Source organism: Rhizobium sophorae (genome assembly GCF_013087515.1).
Taxonomy (GTDB): domain Bacteria; phylum Pseudomonadota; class Alphaproteobacteria; order Rhizobiales; family Rhizobiaceae; genus Rhizobium; species Rhizobium sophorae.
The window spans coordinates 179,672-199,193 of record NZ_JABFCN010000066.1; the positions used below are offsets into that span (position 1 = coordinate 179,672).

The 19,522-nt window shown below is 60.8% G+C and carries 19 protein-coding genes; 13 read left to right on the forward strand and 6 right to left on the reverse strand.

Going from position 1 to position 19,522, the window contains the following annotated elements:
• The first annotated feature begins 13 nt into the window (after positions 1-13).
• The 3 genes from G9X64_RS33100 to G9X64_RS33110 all read left to right on the forward strand — a co-directional run bounded on the left by G9X64_RS33100 (position 14) and on the right by G9X64_RS33110 (position 5,183).
• Positions 14-769, forward strand: a complete 756-nt coding sequence (locus G9X64_RS33100; protein WP_168314897.1) for a helix-turn-helix transcriptional regulator — start codon at positions 14-16, stop codon at positions 767-769.
• Positions 770-963: 194 nt separating this feature from the next.
• Complete coding sequence (gene pyc, locus G9X64_RS33105; RefSeq protein WP_168314896.1) at positions 964-4,428, forward strand: pyruvate carboxylase; 3,465 nt, start codon at positions 964-966, stop codon at positions 4,426-4,428.
• Between the two features lie 182 nt (positions 4,429-4,610).
• On the forward strand, positions 4,611-5,183 hold the full coding sequence (locus tag G9X64_RS33110) for an NADPH-dependent FMN reductase (protein ID WP_168309165.1): 573 nt from the start codon (positions 4,611-4,613) through the stop codon (positions 5,181-5,183).
• 154 nt (positions 5,184-5,337) lie between these two features.
• Here the strand turns inward: G9X64_RS33110 and G9X64_RS33115 are convergent, their stop codons facing one another.
• The 4 genes from G9X64_RS33115 to G9X64_RS33130 all read right to left on the reverse strand — a co-directional run bounded on the left by G9X64_RS33115 (position 5,338) and on the right by G9X64_RS33130 (position 8,677).
• Positions 5,338-6,099: an amino acid ABC transporter ATP-binding protein gene (locus G9X64_RS33115; RefSeq protein WP_168309164.1), complete on the reverse strand. Its 762-nt coding sequence runs from the start codon at positions 6,097-6,099 to the stop codon at positions 5,338-5,340.
• Positions 6,096-6,776, reverse strand: coding sequence for an amino acid ABC transporter permease (locus G9X64_RS33120; protein ID WP_171378237.1), 681 nt, complete (start codon positions 6,774-6,776; stop codon positions 6,096-6,098). The genes G9X64_RS33115 and G9X64_RS33120 overlap by 4 nt, the downstream gene beginning before the upstream one ends.
• 104 nt (positions 6,777-6,880) lie before the next feature.
• Complete coding sequence (locus G9X64_RS33125; RefSeq protein WP_017995516.1) at positions 6,881-7,654, reverse strand: amino acid ABC transporter substrate-binding protein; 774 nt, start codon at positions 7,652-7,654, stop codon at positions 6,881-6,883.
• A gap of 153 nt (positions 7,655-7,807) precedes the next feature.
• The gene (locus G9X64_RS33130; protein WP_171378238.1) at positions 7,808-8,677 is read right to left on the reverse strand and encodes a DMT family transporter; all 870 of its coding nucleotides are present in this window, start codon (positions 8,675-8,677) and stop codon (positions 7,808-7,810) included.
• Positions 8,678-8,890: 213 nt separating this feature from the next.
• Here G9X64_RS33130 and G9X64_RS33135 point away from each other — a divergent pair, with 213 nt between their 5' ends.
• The 4 genes from G9X64_RS33135 to hisC all read left to right on the forward strand — a co-directional run bounded on the left by G9X64_RS33135 (position 8,891) and on the right by hisC (position 13,351).
• On the forward strand, positions 8,891-9,667 hold the full coding sequence (locus G9X64_RS33135; RefSeq protein WP_171378239.1) for a DeoR/GlpR family DNA-binding transcription regulator: 777 nt from the start codon (positions 8,891-8,893) through the stop codon (positions 9,665-9,667).
• Positions 9,668-9,732: 65 nt separating this feature from the next.
• A complete protein-coding gene (locus G9X64_RS33140) occupies positions 9,733-10,926 on the forward strand; it encodes an MFS transporter (RefSeq protein ID WP_168309160.1) in 1,194 nt (397 codons plus the stop codon).
• A 96-nt stretch (positions 10,927-11,022) separates the two neighbouring features.
• Positions 11,023-12,273 carry a flavodoxin-dependent (E)-4-hydroxy-3-methylbut-2-enyl-diphosphate synthase gene (gene ispG, locus G9X64_RS33145; protein ID WP_171378240.1) on the forward strand — a complete coding sequence of 417 codons (1,251 nt, stop codon included), beginning with the start codon at positions 11,023-11,025 and terminating at the stop codon, positions 12,271-12,273.
• 16 nt (positions 12,274-12,289) lie between these two features.
• Positions 12,290-13,351, forward strand: coding sequence for a histidinol-phosphate transaminase (gene hisC, locus G9X64_RS33150; RefSeq protein WP_171378241.1), 1,062 nt, complete (start codon positions 12,290-12,292; stop codon positions 13,349-13,351).
• A gap of 9 nt (positions 13,352-13,360) precedes the next feature.
• Here hisC and G9X64_RS33155 read toward each other — a convergent pair whose 3' ends face one another.
• A complete protein-coding gene (locus tag G9X64_RS33155; RefSeq protein WP_168314888.1) occupies positions 13,361-14,275 on the reverse strand; it encodes a polyprenyl synthetase family protein in 915 nt (304 codons plus the stop codon).
• 135 nt (positions 14,276-14,410) lie between these two features.
• On the opposite strand from G9X64_RS33155, the gene mtgA reads away from it, so the two are divergent.
• The 5 genes from mtgA to G9X64_RS33180 all read left to right on the forward strand — a co-directional run bounded on the left by mtgA (position 14,411) and on the right by G9X64_RS33180 (position 17,524).
• A complete protein-coding gene (gene mtgA, locus G9X64_RS33160) occupies positions 14,411-15,148 on the forward strand; it encodes a monofunctional biosynthetic peptidoglycan transglycosylase (RefSeq protein ID WP_168309156.1) in 738 nt (245 codons plus the stop codon).
• A gap of 96 nt (positions 15,149-15,244) precedes the next feature.
• Positions 15,245-15,967 carry a DUF1868 domain-containing protein gene (locus G9X64_RS33165; protein WP_168314887.1) on the forward strand — a complete coding sequence of 241 codons (723 nt, stop codon included), beginning with the start codon at positions 15,245-15,247 and terminating at the stop codon, positions 15,965-15,967.
• A 15-nt stretch (positions 15,968-15,982) separates the two neighbouring features.
• Entirely contained in the window at positions 15,983-16,630 is a 648-nt protein-coding gene (locus G9X64_RS33170; RefSeq protein ID WP_168309154.1) for a glutathione S-transferase family protein, read from the forward strand.
• Positions 16,631-16,785: 155 nt separating this feature from the next.
• Positions 16,786-16,971 (forward strand): 50S ribosomal protein L32, encoded by a 186-nt coding sequence (gene rpmF, locus G9X64_RS33175; RefSeq protein ID WP_003543812.1) that lies wholly within the window; start codon positions 16,786-16,788, stop codon positions 16,969-16,971.
• Positions 16,972-17,116: 145 nt separating this feature from the next.
• Positions 17,117-17,524, forward strand: a complete 408-nt coding sequence (locus tag G9X64_RS33180; protein WP_003543801.1) for a hypothetical protein — start codon at positions 17,117-17,119, stop codon at positions 17,522-17,524.
• On the opposite strand, the gene phaR is transcribed toward G9X64_RS33180, so the two are convergent.
• Positions 17,519-18,091 carry a polyhydroxyalkanoate synthesis repressor PhaR gene (gene phaR / locus G9X64_RS33185; RefSeq protein ID WP_171378242.1) on the reverse strand — a complete coding sequence of 191 codons (573 nt, stop codon included), beginning with the start codon at positions 18,089-18,091 and terminating at the stop codon, positions 17,519-17,521. The two genes, G9X64_RS33180 and phaR, sit on opposite strands and share 6 nt — an antisense overlap.
• Positions 18,092-18,329: 238 nt before the next feature.
• Between phaR and G9X64_RS33190 the strand changes: the two genes are divergently transcribed.
• Positions 18,330-19,511, forward strand: a complete 1,182-nt coding sequence (locus G9X64_RS33190) for an acetyl-CoA C-acetyltransferase (RefSeq protein WP_171378243.1) — start codon at positions 18,330-18,332, stop codon at positions 19,509-19,511.
• The last annotated feature ends 11 nt before the right edge of the window (positions 19,512-19,522 follow it).

Genomic DNA, 19,522 nt, shown 5'->3' on the forward strand with positions numbered 1-19,522 from the left:
AAGGGGCATTTTTGTGAATATTAATTCGTTAATTCAATTACTTGTAATTCTGGAAGAATGCTCAAATCCTGAAGCCGTCGTCACCGAGCTGGAGCAGATCCTCCGCGGTTGCGGCTTCGAATATTACGGCCTGCTGCGCCATGTGCCGCAGAACCCGGTGCAGCAGAATCCGGACCCCTGGGCTGCGGCGCTTGCTGGCCGCTGGCCGGAACAATGGCCGCAGATATATACCGCGAAAAAATATGCACTGATCGATCCGATGGTGCGCTATCTGGCTCATGCGCAGCGGCCTTTCCGCTGGCGGGAAGCGATGGCGGCCTTCCACAAGGACGCACACCAGCGCCGCATGGAGCAGATGATGGTCGATGCCTTCGGGCATGGGCTGGAGGATGGCTACATCTTTCCGATCCACGGGCGCAACGGGATTCTCGCCAGCCTCAGTCTCGCCGGCAAGCCGATCGAACTGTCGCCGGTGGAGATCGCATTGTTGGAGGCGGTGGCGCGCAAGGCCTTCTGGCGGTTGCTCGATCTGAAGGGCGAGGCGCAGGCAATGGAAACCGTGCTGCTGGCCGACACGCCGCTGACGAGGCGCGAGATGGAAATCCTGCATTATCTCGCCGAAGGCATGACTTCGATGGAGATCAGCAAGATGCTGAAGATCTCAAACCACACCGTCGACTGGTATATGAACGGCCTGCAGGACAAGCTGAAGGCGAAAAACAGGCAGCAGGCAGTGGCACTTGCCTTCCGTCATGGCCTGATAAGTTAGAGCAATCGCTCTGTTATTTTATTTTTGCGCAACTCCGGACGGAAAACCGTTTCGGAGTTTTCCTGGAGTTGCTTCAGAATGTCGAAAAATTGCATTTCGCAGTCGCAAGATAAATTGAACTTCTTGTGACAAGAAGTTAAGAATTTCCTTCGCGGGTGCAGCATTCCCGCGTCTGAACGTCTGAGGAGACCGTTTTGCCCATTTCCAAGATTCTCGTTGCCAATCGCTCTGAAATTGCCATCCGCGTGTTCCGTGCAGCCAACGAACTTGGAATAAAAACGGTGGCGATCTGGGCGGAAGAGGACAAGCTGGCGCTGCACCGCTTCAAGGCGGACGAGAGTTACCAGGTCGGCCGCGGCCCGCATCTTTCCAAGGACATGGGCCCGATCGAGAGCTATCTGTCGATCGAGGAGGTGATCCGCGTTGCGAAACTCTCCGGCGCCGATGCCATCCATCCCGGCTACGGCCTGCTGTCTGAAAGCCCCGAATTCGTCGATGCCTGTAATAAGGCCGGCATTATCTTCATCGGCCCGAAGGCCGATACGATGCGCCAGCTCGGCAATAAGGTCGCAGCGCGCAACCTGGCGATCTCGGTCGGCGTTCCCGTAGTGCCGGCCACCGGGCCGCTGCCGGAGGACATGGCCGAAGTGGCGAAGATGGCGGAAGGGATCGGCTACCCCGTCATGCTGAAGGCTTCCTGGGGCGGTGGTGGGCGCGGCATGCGCGCGATCCGCGATCCAAAGGATCTTGCCCGCGAGGTGACGGAAGCCAAGCGCGAGGCGATGGCGGCCTTCGGCAAGGACGAGGTCTATCTGGAAAAGCTCGTCGAGCGCGCCCGCCATGTCGAAAGCCAGGTTCTCGGCGATACGCACGGCAATGTCGTGCATCTCTTCGAGCGCGACTGCTCGATCCAGCGCCGCAACCAGAAGGTCGTCGAGCGCGCGCCGGCGCCCTATCTCTCTGAGGCGCAGCGCCAGGAACTCGCCGCCTATTCGCTGAAGATCGCGGCGGCGACCAGTTATATCGGCGCCGGCACCGTCGAATATCTGATGGATGCCGATACCGGGAAATTCTATTTCATCGAAGTCAATCCGCGCATTCAGGTCGAGCATACGGTGACCGAAGTCGTCACCGGCATCGATATCGTCAAGGCGCAGATCCACATCCTCGACGGCTTTGCGATCGGTACACCGGAATCAGGCGTGCCACGCCAGGAGGATATCCGCCTCAACGGCCATGCGCTGCAGTGCCGAATCACCACGGAAGATCCGGAGCATAATTTCATTCCGGATTACGGCCGCATCACCGCCTATCGCTCGGCGTCCGGTTTCGGCATCCGCCTCGATGGCGGCACCTCCTATTCGGGCGCGATCATCACCCGCTTTTATGATCCGCTTCTCGTCAAGGTCACGGCGTGGGCGCCCAATCCTTCCGAAGCGATTTCCCGCATGGACCGGGCGCTGCGCGAATTCCGTATTCGCGGCGTGGCAACCAACCTGACCTTCCTCGAAGCAATCATCGGCCATCCGAAGTTCAGGGATAACAGCTACACGACACGCTTCATCGATACGACGCCGGAACTCTTCCAGCAGGTCAAGCGCCAGGATCGTGCCACGAAGCTCCTGACCTACCTCGCCGACGTCACCGTCAATGGCCATCCCGAGGCCAAGGACAGGCCGAAGCCGCTGGAAAATGCGGCCGAGCCAGTGGTTCCCTACGCCAACGGCAATACGGTCAAGGATGGTACGAAGCAGCTCCTCGACACGCTCGGCCCGAAGAAATTCGGCGAATGGATGCGCAATGAGAAGCGCGTGCTTTTGACTGATACGACGATGCGCGACGGCCACCAGTCGCTGCTCGCCACCCGCATGCGCACCTATGACATCGCCCGCATTGCCGGCACCTATGCGCATGCGCTGCCGAACCTGCTGTCCCTTGAATGCTGGGGCGGTGCCACCTTCGACGTCTCCATGCGTTTCCTCACCGAGGACCCGTGGGAGCGGCTGGCGCTGATCCGCGAGGGCGCGCCGAACCTTCTGCTGCAGATGCTGCTGCGCGGCGCCAACGGCGTCGGCTACACCAATTATCCCGACAATGTCGTCAAATATTTCGTCCGCCAGGCGGCCAGGGGCGGCATCGATCTCTTCCGCGTCTTCGATTGCCTGAACTGGGTCGAGAACATGCGTGTCTCGATGGATGCCATTGCCGAGGAGAACAAGCTCTGCGAGGCGGCGATCTGCTATACCGGCGATATCCTGAATTCGGCCCGTCCGAAATACGATCTGAAATACTACACCGATCTTGCGGTCGAACTCGAGAAGGCCGGCGCGCATATCATCGCGCTCAAGGATATGGCGGGCCTGCTCAAGCCGGCGGCGGCGAAGGTTCTGTTCAAGGCGCTGCGCGAGGCGACCAGCCTGCCGATCCATTTCCACACGCATGATACATCGGGTATTGCGGCCGCGACCGTTCTTGCCGCTGTCGATGCCGGCGTCGATGCCGTCGATGCCGCCATGGATGCGCTTTCCGGCAATACCTCGCAGCCCTGTCTCGGCTCGATCGTCGAGGCGCTGCGCGGTACGGAGCGTGATCCGGGCCTCGATCCGGAATGGATCCGCCGCATCTCCTTCTATTGGGAAGCTGCGCGGAACCAGTATGCCGCCTTCGAAAGCGATCTGAGGGGCCCGGCGTCCGAAGTCTATCTGCATGAAATGCCGGGTGGCCAGTTCACCAACCTCAAGGAACAGGCCCGCTCGCTCGGCCTCGAGACCCGCTGGCATCAGGTGGCGCAGGCCTATGCTGACGCCAACCAAATGTTCGGCGATATCGTCAAGGTGACGCCGTCTTCCAAGGTCGTCGGCGACATGGCGCTGATGATGGTATCGCAGGACCTGACGGTTGCCGACGTCGTCAGCCCCGACAAGGAAGTCTCCTTCCCGGAATCAGTGGTCTCGATGCTGAAGGGCGATCTCGGCCAGCCGCCGTCAGGATGGCCCGAAGCGCTGCAGAAGAAGGCGCTGAAGGGCGACAAACCTTATACGGTGCGTCCAGGATCGCTGCTCAAGGAGGCGGATCTCGATGCCGAGCGTAAAAACATCGAGACGAAACTCGAGCGCGAGGTCAGCGACTTCGAATTCGCCTCCTACCTGATGTATCCGAAGGTCTTCACCGACTTCGCACTCGCATCCGATACCTACGGTCCGGTCTCGGTGCTGCCGACACCCGCCTATTTCTACGGTCTCAAGGACGGGGAGGAACTGTTTGCCGATATCGAGCGCGGCAAGACGCTCGTCATCGTCAACCAGGCAATGAGCGCGACCGACAGCCAGGGCATGGTGACCATCTTCTTCGAGCTCAACGGCCAGCCGCGCCGCATCAAGGTGCCGGACAGGGCTCATGGGGCGACAGGTGCAGCCGTCCGCCGCAAGGCGGAGCCGGGCAATGCCGGTCATGTCGGTGCGCCGATGCCGGGTGTCATCAGCCGCGTCTTCGTCTCGCCCGGGCAGACCATCAACGCGGGTGACGTGCTGGTCTCGATCGAGGCGATGAAGATGGAAACGGCGCTGCATGCGGAAAAGGACGGCACGATTTCCGAGGTGCTGGTTCGGGCCGGCGACCAGATCGACGCCAAGGACCTGCTCGTCGTCTACGCAGGCTGAAGAGCTGTCATCCTTCGCAAAGCGCCTATCAGCCGACTTTGCGAGCGGGCTCCATTCACTCGATTGTGTACGATCGGCCTGTCAAAAAGCTGATTTTCCGAAGCCTTCGCGCCTTGCCCGGCGCGGAGGCTTTCTCATAAACTTGCGCTCTCCGCCCCAAAACCAATCAGGAAATGATATCCATGAGCAAGTTGAAGATTGCCGTCATCGTCGGCAGCACGCGTATTGGCCGTTTTGCCGAGCATCCGGCCAAGTGGATTGCCGCTATCGCCGCAGAGCGCCAGGACATCGAGGTCGAGGTTCTCGACCTGCTCGACTACCCCATGCATTTTTTCGGTGAGCAGCGTGCCACGACCGCTGAAAGTGAGACGGCAGAGCGCTGGAAAAAGAAGCTGCGTGAATTCGACGGCTTCATCCTCACCGTTGCCGAGTACAATCACGCTCCGACAGCCGTTCTGAAGAACGCCATCGACCTCGGCGAATTCATCCATAAGCCGGTTGGTTTCGTCGGTTACGGCGGTGTCGGCGGCGCACGTGCGGTCGAACATCTCCGGCTGATCTTCGTGGAAATGGGGGCGGCTTCGGTGAAAACCGGCGTGCATATCGCGCTTGGCGAATATCTCGGCGTCCTCAAGGAAGGCAAGAGCCTCAGCGATTACGCGCATCTCAACGAAGCGGCGAAGAACCAGCTCGACCAGATCACCTGGTGGGGCAACGCGCTGAAGGCGGCGCGCTCGGTCGTCACGGCCTCCTGATTGGAGTTCCAGCTATGCCGGGATGTTCGCATCCCGGCATTAGATCCGGATGATTTTAGGCCAGGTCGGCCTAAAATCATCCGGATCTAAATCAAAGAAATAGAGCATGATGTCGTCCGAAAACCGCTCACACTTTTCGGCATCATGCTCTAGCTCAGATATCGTAAGTATGGGCGGCGTTGATCGTTGAGATGAAGCGCTTGGTGCGTTCGCGTTCCGGCGCGCTGAAGATTGCTCTGGCGCTACCCGTTTCCACCACGCTCCCGGCTTCCAGGAAAACGACGTCGTTGGCGATCTTCGAAGCGAGCCGGAGATCGTGGGTCGCCATCACCATCGTCGTGCCTTCGCTGGCAAGCTGACCCAGCACATCCACCACTTCGGCCGAAAGCTCGGGATCGAGGGCGGATGTCGGCTCGTCACACAAAAGCACACGCGGCGACGGCGCCAGAGCGCGGGCGATCGCCACGCGCTGCTGCTGACCGCCCGATAGTGTCGAAGGCCAGGCGTCGGCCTTGTGGGTCATGCCGACCTTGGTCAGCAGCTCCATCGCGCGTTCACGGGCCTTTTCCCTCGGCCATCTCAGCACCGTCACCAGGCCTTCCATGACATTCTCGATCGCGGTCTGATGCGGAAAGAGCTGGAAGTTCTGGAAGACCATGCCGGTCTGGCGGCGGATCTTCTGGATCGCCGGCCAGCTTGTTCGTTTTCCCGGTGCAAAGGCCAGCGTTTCCTCTCCGAGGCGGATGGAGCCGGCGGTCGGAATTTCGAGCAGGTTGATGCAGCGCAGCAGCGTGCTCTTGCCGCCGCCGGACGGTCCGACCAGCGCGGTGACGCTGCCTTCAGGAATACGGATGCTGATATCCTTGAGGATGACGGCGTCGCCGAAGCGCTTTTCGATGTTGGAAAGCTCGATCATGCATTTGCCTCCAGCATGCCGCCGTACCGGGCGAAACGACGTTCCAGCCGCACCTGCAGCTGCGAGAGGACGGAGCTCAGGACGAGATAGACCAGCGCCGCTTCGATATAGAGGATCAACGGCTCATAGGTGGTGGCGACGATGCGCTGTGCCGCCTGGAAGAGCTCGGGCACGGTGATGGCGGCGGCAAGCGAGGTATCCTTGACCAGCGAGATGAAGGTGTTCGAGAGCGGCGGCACGGCGACGCGGGCCGCCTGCGGCAGGATGGTGCGGCTCATCGCCTGGCGCCAGCTCATGCCGATCGAATAGGCGGCTTCCCACTGGCCCTTCGGCACCGAGGAAATGACGGCGCGGATGATCTCGGAGCTATAGGCGCCGATATTCAGGGTGAAGCCGATGAGGGCGGCCGGAAAGGCGTCGAGCAGGATGCCGATGCTCGGCAGGCCATAGAAGATGACGAAGAGCTGGACGAGCAGCGGCGTGCCGCGGATGACCCAAACATAAAAGCGGGCAATGGCTGCAACTGGCTCCGGGCAGAAGAGACGTCCGATTGCGGTGGCCAAGCCCAAGATCAGGCCGAACGCGAAGGAAAGCAGGGTCAAGGGGATGGTGAAGATCAGCCCTGCCCAGAGGAGCGAGGGAAGCGATTCCGCCATCAGTTGGAGCCAGTGCGGCAAGGGCGTTTCCTCAAGAAAAGACGCGTCCGGCGAGGTTTCGCCGAACGCTTTTCCATGCAGCTATAAATGATATGACGGCAGTGGGAAACCGCTGGTGTCAGGGCTTACTTCGAAACGTCCTGGCCGAAATATTTGTCGGCGATCTTCTTGTAAGTGCCGTCGGCCTTGATGTCGGCAAGCGCCTTGTTGATTTCGGCCAGAAGCTCCGGTTCGTTCTTGCGGATGATGACGCCGGAATAGTCGGCGTTTTCCTGCTCGGCGACGATCTTCACCGGCGCGTCCGGCTTGTGCTTCTTAAAATCGAGGAAGGAGAGGCTGTCGTTGATCGTGGCGTCGGCGCGCTTGGTCAGCACCAGCTGGATCGACTGATCGAAACCGTCGGTGCCGACCAGTTCGGCACCGGCTTCGGTCGCGAGCTTGCCGAAGTTGCTGGTCAGCGACTGGGCGGCCTTCTTGCCCTTCAGATCGGCGAAGGACTTGATGCTGTCGTCGCCGTCGCGGGCGATCAACACGGCCTTGGAGGCGATATAGGGCTCGGAGAAATCGTATTTCTGCTTGCGGGTTTCGGTGATGCCGACCTGGTTGATGACGGTATCGTAGCGCTTGGCGTCGAGGCCGGCGATCAGGCCATCCCACTTGCCTTCGACGAACTCGGCCTTGACGCCGAGCTTGGCGGCGATCGCTTCGCCGATCTCGACGTCGAAGCCGACGAGCTTGCCGCTTTCGTCATGATAGGTGAAGGGCGCATAGGTGCCTTCGGTACCTATCTTGAAGACGCCAGCCGATTTGATGGCGGCGAGGTTTTCACCGGCATGCGCAGGTAGGAGGGCCGCAGCCTGAATGAGGGCAGCGGCGGCGACGGTTTTCAGCCAGTTCATTGTTGTATCCATCCTTGGGAGGTTGTCATCGGATGAGGGATAGTTCGCAGAAAATTAGGGCGCGGGAAGCGTAAAAAACTGCGAATAAAAGCAGCAACTGCAAATATTTTTCTCAAGCGGCCGTTTGAACCATGAATCCTGCAGAAACAGGCATCAGGCCGTGATGCGGTGGCGCAGCTTTTCGCTGACGATGATGATCAATCCGGCGCCGAGAATCATGGCCGCGCCAACGACCACATTGGGCGTGGGGATATCGGCCCAGATCAGATAACCCAGGAGGAAGGCCCAGATGAGAGAGCTGTATTCGAATGGCGCAAGCACGGAGACGGGCGCCTGGCGCATACCTTCAAAAAGGGCGAACTGCGCGCAGCCGGCAACGATGCCGGTGGCGATGAGAAGCGCGAGCTGCGCCATATCGGGTGTCCGCCAAGTGTAGAGAACGGCAACGCCGGTCATGGCAAGGAAAAAGACGTTGGAAACGGCGAGCTGGATAATCGTCTTCTCATGCAGCGAGGTCTTGCGCAGCAGCACCATGGCGCAGGCCCAGAGCACAGCCGCCTGCAGCGCCAGGTAGACCGGCCAGGAAATGGTGAGGCCGATCGGATTGCAGGCAATGAGGACGCCGACGAAGCCGACCCCGACGGCCAGCCAACGCGCCGGCGTGACTTTTTCCTTCAGGATGAACCAGGCAAGCAAGGTGCCGACGACAGGTGCGGCGTAATAAAGCGTGGTTACTTCGGCAAGTTGCAGGCGGCTTGCGGCGGAATAATAGGAAAGCCAGGCGCAGAGCAGAAGCACGCTGCGCGCAATCATCGGCTTGATGATCGGCGACCTCAGCGTCTGTTGGAGGAGCTTGCCGCGACCATAGGCGAGACAACCGACGAGGATCGTGAGACTGCGGAAAAACAGAATCTGCCAGACGGGAATGGTTGAAGCCAGGACCTTGATGATCGCGTCATGGAAGGTGAACGCCATATAGGCGAGGGTCGTGAGCAGGATGCCCAGGCTGACGGAGTTTTTCACGGGGAGAACGCACCAGATGGCGGATATGCAGGCAGGATCGGGAACGATCAATCGATATTCCCGCCTCTCGGACCGGTCAATAGGGCATATTTTGCTATGGCGGTGGAGCTTTGTTTCCGAACGTCAGAAAACGTGTGACCGTGCATATTGCCTGCATGATCATAAGCGGTTATGCACGTTTTCGGTTTTATGAGATCTCGATCCGGTAGAAACATGCAGGATTTTCTGTTGCGAGAGCGCCAGGGGGTGATTTCCGAGAGGCTGCGGCTGAATGGCCGCGTGCTGGCGGCGGAACTCGCGCTGGAATTCGGTGTCTCCGAGGATACGGTGCGGCGCGACCTGCGCGAGATGGCCGCGGCCGGGCTCTGCGAGCGGGTCTATGGCGGCGCCTTGCCGGTTTCGCCGGCGCATGGAAGCCTGACGCAGCGCATCGGTTTTGCCGCCGATCGGAAACAGGCGCTGGCGCGCGCCGCGGCAACGCAGATTGCTGCCGGTGCGTGTGTTTTCTTCGATGCCGGCAGCACCAATCTGGCAATCGCCAACGCACTGCCGGCCGAACTCGAGCTGACGGCCGCGACCAATGCGCCGGCGATCGCCGCTGCGCTGATCGACAAGCCTGCCGTCAACGTCATCCTCATCGGCGGAATGGTGGACCGGCAGACGGGCGGGGCGCTCGGCGCCAAGGCTCTCCGGGACATGGAGCAAATTTCGCCCGATCTCTGCATTCTCGGCGCCTGCGGCGTCGATCTCGAGGCCGGCATCACGGTGTTCGGCTTCGAGGATGCGGAGTTCAAGCGGTTTGCGACGTCCAGGAGCAGAAAAGTGCTGGTGGCGGTCACCTCGGAGAAATTCGGCACTGCGGCCCCCCATAGCATCCTGCCGGTTGCCCGTTGCGAATGCCTGGTCGTCGAGCATGATGCCGATCCGGCCGTTCTCGCCCGTTACCGCGAGCGCGGATGCTGGACCGTGATCGCCGAGAAAACGAACTGAGGCTGCGGCCACAGACTTTAGGGAAATCGGGCGCTTGCAAGCCCGGCAATGAGGAAAGACCGAAAATGGACAGTCGTGTGAGTGCGCCGCCGGGAGCTCGGAGCGGGTTCGTTACCAGAAGCAGGGCGGCTGTTTCGCTGCTTTTTCTCATGAACGGCTTCGTCGTCGGCTGCTGGGCGCCGAAGATCCCGGATTTTGCCGAGCGGCTGGCGCTGAGCAAGTTCGAGCTCGGGCTGATGATCCTGGTCTTCGGCGTCGGCTCGCTGGTCATGATGCCGATCGCCGGTGCGCAGATCGCCAAACACGGCTCGCGCATCGTCGTTCAGGTCCTGGCCGTCTGTGTGCTGCCGCTGCTGCTGGCATTGACGCTCGCGCCAAATGTGATCACCGGGGCGATCTCGCTCTTCCTGTTCGGCGGCTTCATCGGCGCAATGGATGTGGCGATGAATGCCAATGCGGTGTCGGTCGAGAAATCCATGCGCCGCGCCATCATGTCGTCCTGCCACGCTTTCTGGAGCCTTGGCGGACTGATCGGCTCAGGTCTCGGCGGCATCGTGATCTCCAAGCTCGGCATTCTCGGCCATGCGCAACTGGCGACGGTGCTGGCGGCGATCTTCCTTGCCGTCGCCTGGCCGATGATCCTTGCGGATCCGCCGCATCCCGACACCAAGAAGGAAAAGACGAGGCTGCCGATGGTGCCGCTGCCGTGGCTGCTCGGATTGATGGCGCTGTTCAGCATGGTGCCGGAAGGTGCTGTTCTCGACTGGGGCGCGCTCTATCTTCGGCAGGAAATGGATGCGTCCGTGGCACTTTCCGGTCTTGGTTTCGCAGCTTTTTCGGCCACCATGGCAATCATGCGCTTTGCCGGCGACCTGGTGCGTGACCGTCTGGGCGGCGTCAAGACACTGCGGATCTGCACTTTGTTTGCTATTGTCGGCATGCTGCTTGCAGGCTTGGCGCCCAATGCCGAGCTTGCCATCCTGGGCTTTGCCTTTTGCGGTATCGGCATTTCCAACATGGTGCCGATCGCCTTCTCGGCGGCGGGCAATATTCCCGGCCTCAAGCCCGGCATCGGTATTTCGGTGGTCACGACCATGGGCTATTCCGGGATGCTGGTGGCACCATCGTTGATCGGCTTCGTCGCCGAGCATATCGGTTTTGCCGTCGTTTTCATGGCGCTGCCGGTGCTGCTGCTCGTCGTTCTGCTGCTTTCCAAGCTGGCCCATTATGCCGATGAGACCTCCGGAGGCGGTCACTAAGCCGCCTCCCAACAAAAGTGATATCAGGGGCGGTTGACAAGAAAGCGGTCATGATCCACCTGAAAGGCACTGTTTTTAGGGGTGAAAAAGCGCTTCATGTCCTCAGCCGCCGATTTTGATCCGAAACCGCGCCGCGCTTCCGTTGCCGTCGATGTCGGCGGCGTCATCGTCGGCGGCGGGGCGCCGGTCGTCGTGCAGTCCATGACGAACACCGATACGGCCGATATCGATTCCACCGTCGCGCAGGTCGCCGCCCTCCACCGGGCGGGCTCGGAGCTGGTGCGCATCACCGTCGACCGCGACGAGAGTGCGGCCGCCGTGCCGAAGATCCGCGAGCGGCTGCTGCGCCTCGGCATGGACGTGCCCTTGATCGGCGACTTCCATTATATCGGCCACAAGCTGCTCGCCGATCATCCTGCTTGTGCCGAAGCGCTGGCGAAATACCGCATCAACCCCGGCAATGTCGGCTTCAAGGACAAGAAGGACAAGCAGTTCGCCGAGATCATCGAGATGGCGATCCGCTATGACAAGCCGGTGCGCATCGGCGTCAACTGGGGTTCGCTCGATCAGGATCTGCTGACGGCGCTGATGGACCGGAACGCCGAGGCCGGGTCGCCGCTTTCGGCCCGGCAGGTAACGCGCGAGGCGATCGTGCAGTCGGCGCTGCTGTCGGCAGCCCTTGCCGAAGAGATCGGCCTGCCGCGCAACCGCATCATCCTGTCGGCCAAAGTCAGCCAGGTTCAGGACCTGATCGCCGTCAATTCCATGCTCGCCGAACGCTCCAATCATGCGCTGCATCTCGGCCTGACCGAAGCCGGCATGGGCACTAAGGGCATCGTCGCCTCGTCGGCGGCGATGGGCTTCGTGCTGCAGCACGGCATCGGCGATACGATCCGCGTGTCGCTGACACCCGAGCCGAACGGCGACCGCACGCGCGAAGTCCAGGTGGCGCAGGAAATCCTGCAGGTCATGGGCTTTCGTCAGTTCATACCGGTCGTTGCGGCCTGTCCCGGCTGTGGACGCACGACGTCGACGGTGTTCCAGGAGCTTGCCCAGAACATCCAGAACGACATCCGCAAGAACATGCCGGTCTGGCGCGAGAAATATCCTGGCGTCGAGGCACTGAATGTCGCCGTCATGGGCTGCATCGTCAACGGGCCGGGCGAAAGCAAACATGCCGATATAGGCATTTCGCTTCCGGGCACTGGCGAAACGCCGGCCGCCCCCGTCTTCATCGATGGCCGGAAAGCGCTGACGCTGCGCGGTCCCAATATCGCCGCCGATTTCGAGGCGCTTGTCGTCGACTATATCGAGAAGCGGTTCGGCCAGCGGACGGCGGCGGAATGACCGCCCGCAAGTTCGGATGAGCCGGTACTGGTCGCCAATCGTCAGCAAGCTTCGGCCCTATGTCGCGGGCGAGCAGCTGCGTATCGCGAACATGGTCAAGCTCAATACCAACGAAAATCCTTACGGGCCGTCTCCGAAGGCGCTCGAGGCGATTCGGGAAGCGGCGGACGATCGTCTGCGGCTCTATCCCGATCCCACTGCCACGGAATTGCGCGAGACAATCGCGGCTCGTTTCGGCCTGACGGCTGAGGAAGTATTCGTCGGCAACGGCTCCGACGAGGTTCTTGCGCATGCGTTCCAGGCGCTGCTGAAACATGAGCGGCCGCTTCTCTACCCCGATGTGACCTACGCCTTTTATTCGACCTATAGCCTGCTATACGGCGTCGAAGCGATCGAAGTGCCTGTCGATGACAGGTTCCGGATCCGACTGGCGGATTACGACAGGCCATGCGGCGCGATCATCATCCCCAATCCGAATGCACCCACCGGGATCGGCCTGCCGCTTGCCGACATAGAGGCGCTTGTCGCCGCCCACCTGGATGCGGTGGTCGTGATCGACGAGGCCTATGTCGACTTCGGCGGTGAAAGCGCCATCCCGCTCATTTCAAAATATCCCAATCTGCTTGTCATTCAGACCCTGTCGAAATCCCGCTCGTTTGCAGGCCTGCGCGTCGGCTTCGCGCTGGGGCAGCGGGAACTGATCGAGGCGCTGGTGCGCGTCAAGGACAGCTTCAATTCCTATCCGCTCGATCGCCTGGCGCAGCTTGCCGCGACGGCAGCGATCAGGGACGAGGCGTGGTTCGAGACATCCAGAAGGAAAATCATTGCCAACCGGCAAAGCCTTGTTGGGGAACTAGAAGCGTTGGATTTCGAGGTTCTGCCGTCCCAGGCGAATTTCGTTTTTGCTAGGCACCAAAGCCAGTCGGGCGCGGCGCTTCTCGCCGCTCTGCGCGAGCGGAACATTCTCGTCCGGCATTTTGCCAAGCCGCGTATTTCGGACTTCCTGCGGATCAGCATCGGTACGGATGAAGAGTGTGCCCGTCTGGTTTCCGCTCTCAAGGAGATACTGGCAGCCTGACCTGCCGCTTCAGCTCTTCCGGTCGGCGATGAAATGCGCCGCAGCAATGAGGATCGAAGCACGGGCGCCGTAGGGGGCAAGCAGCGCCTCGGCATCGCGGACGTGCTCACGGAGCTGGGTCTCGGCCCATTCCATGCCGCGCAGGGCGACGAGTGTTCCCTTGCCGCGGGCCGCATCCTTGCCGGTCGCCTTGCCCATGGTCGCCGCATCCGAGGTCAGGTCGAGAATGTCGTCGGCCAGCTGGAAGGCAAGGCCGATCTTTTCGCCGAAGGCGCGCAGGCGGCGGCGATCTTCCGGCGGGCTTGCCGAGATGACGGCGCCGGCTTCGCAGGCGAAGCGGATCAGCGCGCCTGTTTTCATCGCCTGCAGGCGGATGATGCCGGCCGCGTCGGGCGCCTGCTTTTCCGCCGCGAGATCAAGCGCCTGGCCTCCGGCCATGCCGCCGAGACCGGCTGCGCGGGCAAGGGCCAGCACCAGCGATGCCTTGCTCGTATCGGGAAGGGTCGTTTCCGGCGCGGCTATGATGTCGAAGGCGTAGGTCAGCAGGCTGTCGCCGGCGAGGATCGCCGTCGCTTCGTCGAACTTGATGTGGACCGTCGGTTTGCCGCGGCGCAGGTCGTCATCGTCCATGGCAGGCAGATCGTCATGCACGAGCGAATAGCAGTGGACGCATTCGAGGGCTGCGCCGACACGAAGGGCCGCCTCGGCGTCCCCGCCGAGAAGAGCGGCACTTTCGACGACGAGAAACGGGCGTAGCCGCTTGCCGCCGTTCAGCACGGCATAATGCATGGCATCGCGCAGCGTCTCGGGCCTGGCGATTTCATCGGAAAGGGCACTCGGCGAAAGCAATAGGTCGAGCAGCGCCTCGATGTCGCGGGCGTTGTTCTTCAGCCTTGTCTCGAAAGTGTCCGGGTTCGCGTCCATGGGCGCTGTTTGGCATGAGCGCCCCCGGGCTTGCAACGGAATTGTCGATGGCGGCGGCAAGATTCGCCGCGCACTCTGGCATAAGCTCCGCACAGGCGTTATGAGAACGACAGGAGCGAAATCGGACTGGGGACATTGGATATAGCGCCGGAGAGAGAGGACAGCGTCGACATGCCGGCTCGTCGGCTATGGTTCGGAGACCGGCGTATATTGAAACGCATTGTTCTTGCCGTGCTGATCGTGCTGATCCTTCCCTATGCGCTGATCTTTTTCTATCTGCTGCCCTTCATTCACCCCGTCTCGACGCTGATGCTGCGCGATCTCGTGCTGCTGCGTGGTTACGACAGGCAATGGGTGTCGCTGGACAAGATCGCCCCGGTTGTGGTGCAGTCGGTGATGATGTCCGAGGACGGGCAATATTGCTTCCATGGCGGTGTCGACTGGGTGGAAATGCGCATGCTGGTCGAGGATACGCTGAAGGGTCAGGCGACACGTGGCGGCAGCACGATCCCGATGCAGACGGCGAAGAACCTGTTTCTCTGGAACGGCCGCTCCTTCGTGCGCAAGGCGCTGGAACTTCCGCTCGCGGTGACCACGGACTTCGTCCTGTCGAAACGGCGGCTGATGGAAATCTATCTCAATATCGCCGAATGGGGTCCCGGCATCTACGGCATCGAGGCGGCGGCCCAACACCACTTCAAGGTGCCGGCCTCGAAGCTGACGCGGCGCCAGGCATCGCTGCTTGCCGTCTCGCTCCCGAACCCGATCGACCGCAATGCCGGCAAGCCCGGACGAGGTCTTCGCCGGCTCGCCGGCGTGATCGAGAGACGCGCACAAGGTTCGGGCGATTACATCAAGTGCATCTATGATTGACATCAGAACTTGTCGTTGGAAGCGGTAAGCGTCATCTGACATTCGTGGTTCTGCCATATGGGCGAATGCAGTCCAACCAGAGCCCCCGAGTCGCCCATGACTATCACGACATTTTCGCCCGAACTTCTCTCCTACTCGAAGACGCACAATCCGAACCCGCCCACGCATCTCGGCAGCCGCTATCGCAAGGTCGGCGGCTTTCTGCCGGAAGCCGGCAACACCATCGTCTGCCATATCGAGAAGGGCTCGCAGACGCAGGCAGTGCTGATCGAGGCGCGTGAGACATATCTGGCGATGCCCGAGGCCTCGCAGTTCCTCTTCACGCCGATATCAAGCATTCACATGACGCTTTTCGAAGGCGTGATCGAAACCAGGCGCCGGCAGGATTGCTGGCCGGGCGATCTGCCGCTCGATACACCGATCGAAGACATGACCGAGTTGATGGCGGCCCGGCTCGAAGGTTTCTCGGTGTTCGATCCCTTCAAGGTCGCCGTCGTCGAAGCGCGTCCCTCGGGTCTGCTCGTCGACGGGGTGACCGAGAACGACCGCAAGGTCATGCGCGCCTGGCGCAATGCGCTGGCCGAGCTTCTGGGCTATCGCCAGCCGAACCATCAGGATTACAAGTTCCACATGACCTTCGCCTATGCGATCGAACGGCTGGAGGACGAAGCCTTGCCACGCTGGCAGGCAATGCTCGATGACGTGGCCGGGGATATCCGCCGCAAAGCCCCTGTTCTCGAGCTGACCCCGCCGGCATTCTGCGTGTTCGAGGACATGAACCATTTTCACGAATTGCTGATCTTCGATTTCGAAGCCTAAACGGGAGAGGCCACCATGGATACACCGACCCTCTATATCGCCAACAAGAACTATTCCTCCTGGTCGTTCCGGCCCTGGATGGCGATGACGGCCATCGGCATCGATTTCGAGGAAGTCCTCATCCCCTTCGACGATGCGGCCGGTAATCCCAGCATAAAGGCGGTTTCGCCGACGGGACGGGTGCCGTTTCTCAAGCATGGCGCATTGACGATCTGGGAATCGCTGGCGATCATCGAATATGTCGCCGAGCTTTATCCGGACGCCGGCCTTCTGCCGAGGGATCGCGCCGAGCGGGCGCTGGCCCGTTCGGTTTCGATGGAAATGCTCTCGAGCTTCCGGGTGCTGCGCAGTGCCTGCCCGATGAATATCCGCCGGCCGAAGGGCAGGATCGCGTTGCCGGATGGTGTCGACGCCGATATCAGCCGCATCGAGACGATCTGGCGCGATCTCCTGCAGCAATCCGGCGGACCGTTTCTGTTTGGCGCGTTCAGCGGGGCGGATGCGATGTTTGCGCCTGTCGTCAACCGGTTCGACATTTATGATCTCGTCAGCCAAAACGATACGCTGGCCTATATGGAAACCATGAAGGCGCATCGGGCCTGGCGGAAATGGGAAGAGGCGGCCCGCGCCGAGCCTTGGATCGTGCCGGAAGACGAAGTCTGAGCCCGGAATCATCGGCTTCGCAAAAAATACGCATGGGGACTGGTCAAGGTCACCCCTTGCATGTATAAGCGCGCCAAATTCCGAAATCGCGACATGTCCGTTTCGGCCGCCAGTCTGGCCGTGGGAATGTTTTGCCCGCAAGTGGAGTAAGAGAAATGGCTGTACCGAAGAGAAAAACAAGCCCGTCCAAGCGCGGTATGCGCCGTTCGGCAGACGCCCTGAAGGCGCCGACCTACGTTGAAGACAAGAACTCCGGCGAACTGCGCCGTCCGCATCATATCGATCTGAAGACCGGTATGTATCGCGGCCGCCAGGTTCTGACGCCGAAGGAAAGCGCATAATTTCCCGATCCGGCTTGTCCGATCGAAGTTTCAAGGCCGGCGTCATGCCGGCCTTTTGCATTTCGACAATATAATATTTGCAATGACTTGCGGTGGGGCAAGGGTTTGCGGCAGTATTCTTCCATGATGCTCTGGGAGATTGCCGATGATAGCCGCCATGCCCTTAATGATTATCCCGTTCATTCTTTACAATCTTGCGATGCTGGGCCTGATGGGCGATGGCGGCATTCCGGCACTGCAACATGACATCATCGTGCTGTCGATGATCTCGGGCGCGATCTGGAGCATGGCGCTCGGCGATCTTTTCATCGTCATCGCGCTTGTCGTGCTGTTCTTCGAAATCCTCAAAGCGACCAGAACCGGTCCCGGCAATCTCGTCAACCACATGCTGTCGATGCTGGTGTTCATCGCCTTCCTGGTCGAGTTTTTGCTCGTCCGGGATGCTGCGACGCAGGTCTTCTTCATTTTGATGACGATCGCTCTGATCGATGTCATCGGCGGTTTTGCCGTGTCGATCCGGAGCGCCGGGCGGGATGTCTCGATCGGATTATAGGTTGTCGAGTTTGTTCTGAAGGGCGCGGAGCTGTTCCTTCAGCTCATCGATATCCTTGGCCTCGGCCTTGCGGCTTTCCTTGGCAGGCGGCGTCATGAACGGTGAGAACATCTGCATCGCCTGCTGAAACAGCTCGGTGTTGCGGCGAACCTGATCCTCGACCATCTGCATCGGCAACTGCAGGTTCTTGCCGAGCGGCGTTTCGCCGAAGGCGCGGTTTACCTGCTCGCGCATCTGGGCCTGTTGTGCGGTGAAGGAGCGCATCGAATGTTCGAGAAAGCTCGGCACGACCATCTGCATCTGGTCGCCGTAATAGGTGATGAGCTGGCGCAGGAAGGAGATCGGGAGCAAGGTGTTGCCGGTCTTCGATTCCTGTTCGAAGATGATCTGGGTCAGCACCGAATGGGTGATGTCATCTCCGCTTTTTGCATCCTGTACGGTAAATTCTTCGCCCTTCTTCACCATCTCCGCCAAGTCTTCCAGCGTCACGTAGGTGCTGGTGCCCGTGTTGTATAGGCGGCGATTGGCGTATTTCTTGATAACGATCTGACCCTCATGCTTCGCCATATCAGTCTCCTGAACCCCCGTCTGATTTATGGATATTCCTCCACTTGAGACTGTAAACGCAAAAGAAGCCCGGTGACAATCTCTTTGTGCGATGCGGCAAACCTTTAACAGAGCAGATAAATCGGGCTTTGACGGGCTTTGGCTAAAAATGACGGCGGCCGGTCTTCGCGTTTGACTTGTGCTCCAAGCTTTGCCAGTTTCCACTTATGTAAGTGAGACGAAAACGAGGAGCGTCCCCATGAGCAATTCATCCATCGTCATCGCCAGCGCAGGGCGAACAGCAGTCGGCGCCTTCAACGGAGCTTTCGCGACAGTTCTCGCGCATGAGCTCGGGGCGACCGTCATCAAGGGCGCGCTCGAGCGCGCCGGCGTCGATGCCGGCGAGGTGGATGAGGTGATCCTCGGCCAGGTGCTTGCCGCCGGCGAGGGCCAGAACCCGGCTCGCCAGGCGGCGATGAAGGCCGGCATTCCGCAGGAAGCGACAGCCTGGGGCGTCAACCAGCTCTGCGGCTCGGGCCTGCGCGCGGTCGCGCTCGGCATGCAGCAGATCGCCACCGGCGATGCGAAGATCATCGTTGCCGGCGGCCAGGAATCCATGTCGATGGCGCCGCATGCCGCGCACTTACGCGGCGGCGTCAAGATGGGCGACATGAAGATGATCGACACGATGATCAAGGACGGCTTGACCGACGCCTTCCATGGCTACCACATGGGCATCACCGCCGAGAATATCGCGCGCCAGTGGCAGCTTTCGCGCGACGAGCAGGATCAGTTCGCGGTCAGCTCGCAGAACAAGGCGGAGGCGGCGCAGAAAGCCGGCCGCTTTACCGACGAGATCATTCCTTACGTCATCAAGACACGTAAGGGCGACGTTACAGTCGATGCCGACGAATATATCCGTCACGGCGCGACGATAGAGGCGATGGGGAAGCTGCGCCCAGCCTTCGACAAGGACGGCACGGTCACGGCCGCGAACGCGTCCGGCCTTAACGACGGTGCTGCTGCCGCGGTGCTGATGAGCGAAGCCGAGGCAGTCCGGCGCGGCATCCAGCCGCTCGCCCGCATCGTTTCCTGGGCAACGGCGGGTGTCGATCCGCAGATCATGGGCACCGGACCGATCCCGGCTTCGCGCAAGGCGCTCGAAAAGGCCGGCTGGTCGGTCAACGATCTCGACCTCGTCGAAGCCAACGAGGCCTTCGCGGCGCAAGCCTGCGCCGTCACCAAGGATCTCGGGTGGGATCCGTCGATCGTCAACGTCAATGGCGGAGCGATCGCGATCGGCCATCCGATCGGCGCCTCGGGTGCGCGCGTTCTCAACACGCTGCTGTTCGAAATGAAGCGCCGCGGCGCCAAGAAGGGTCTCGCCACGCTTTGCATCGGCGGCGGCATGGGTGTGGCCATGTGCTTTGAAGCGCTTTAAATAGCATACAA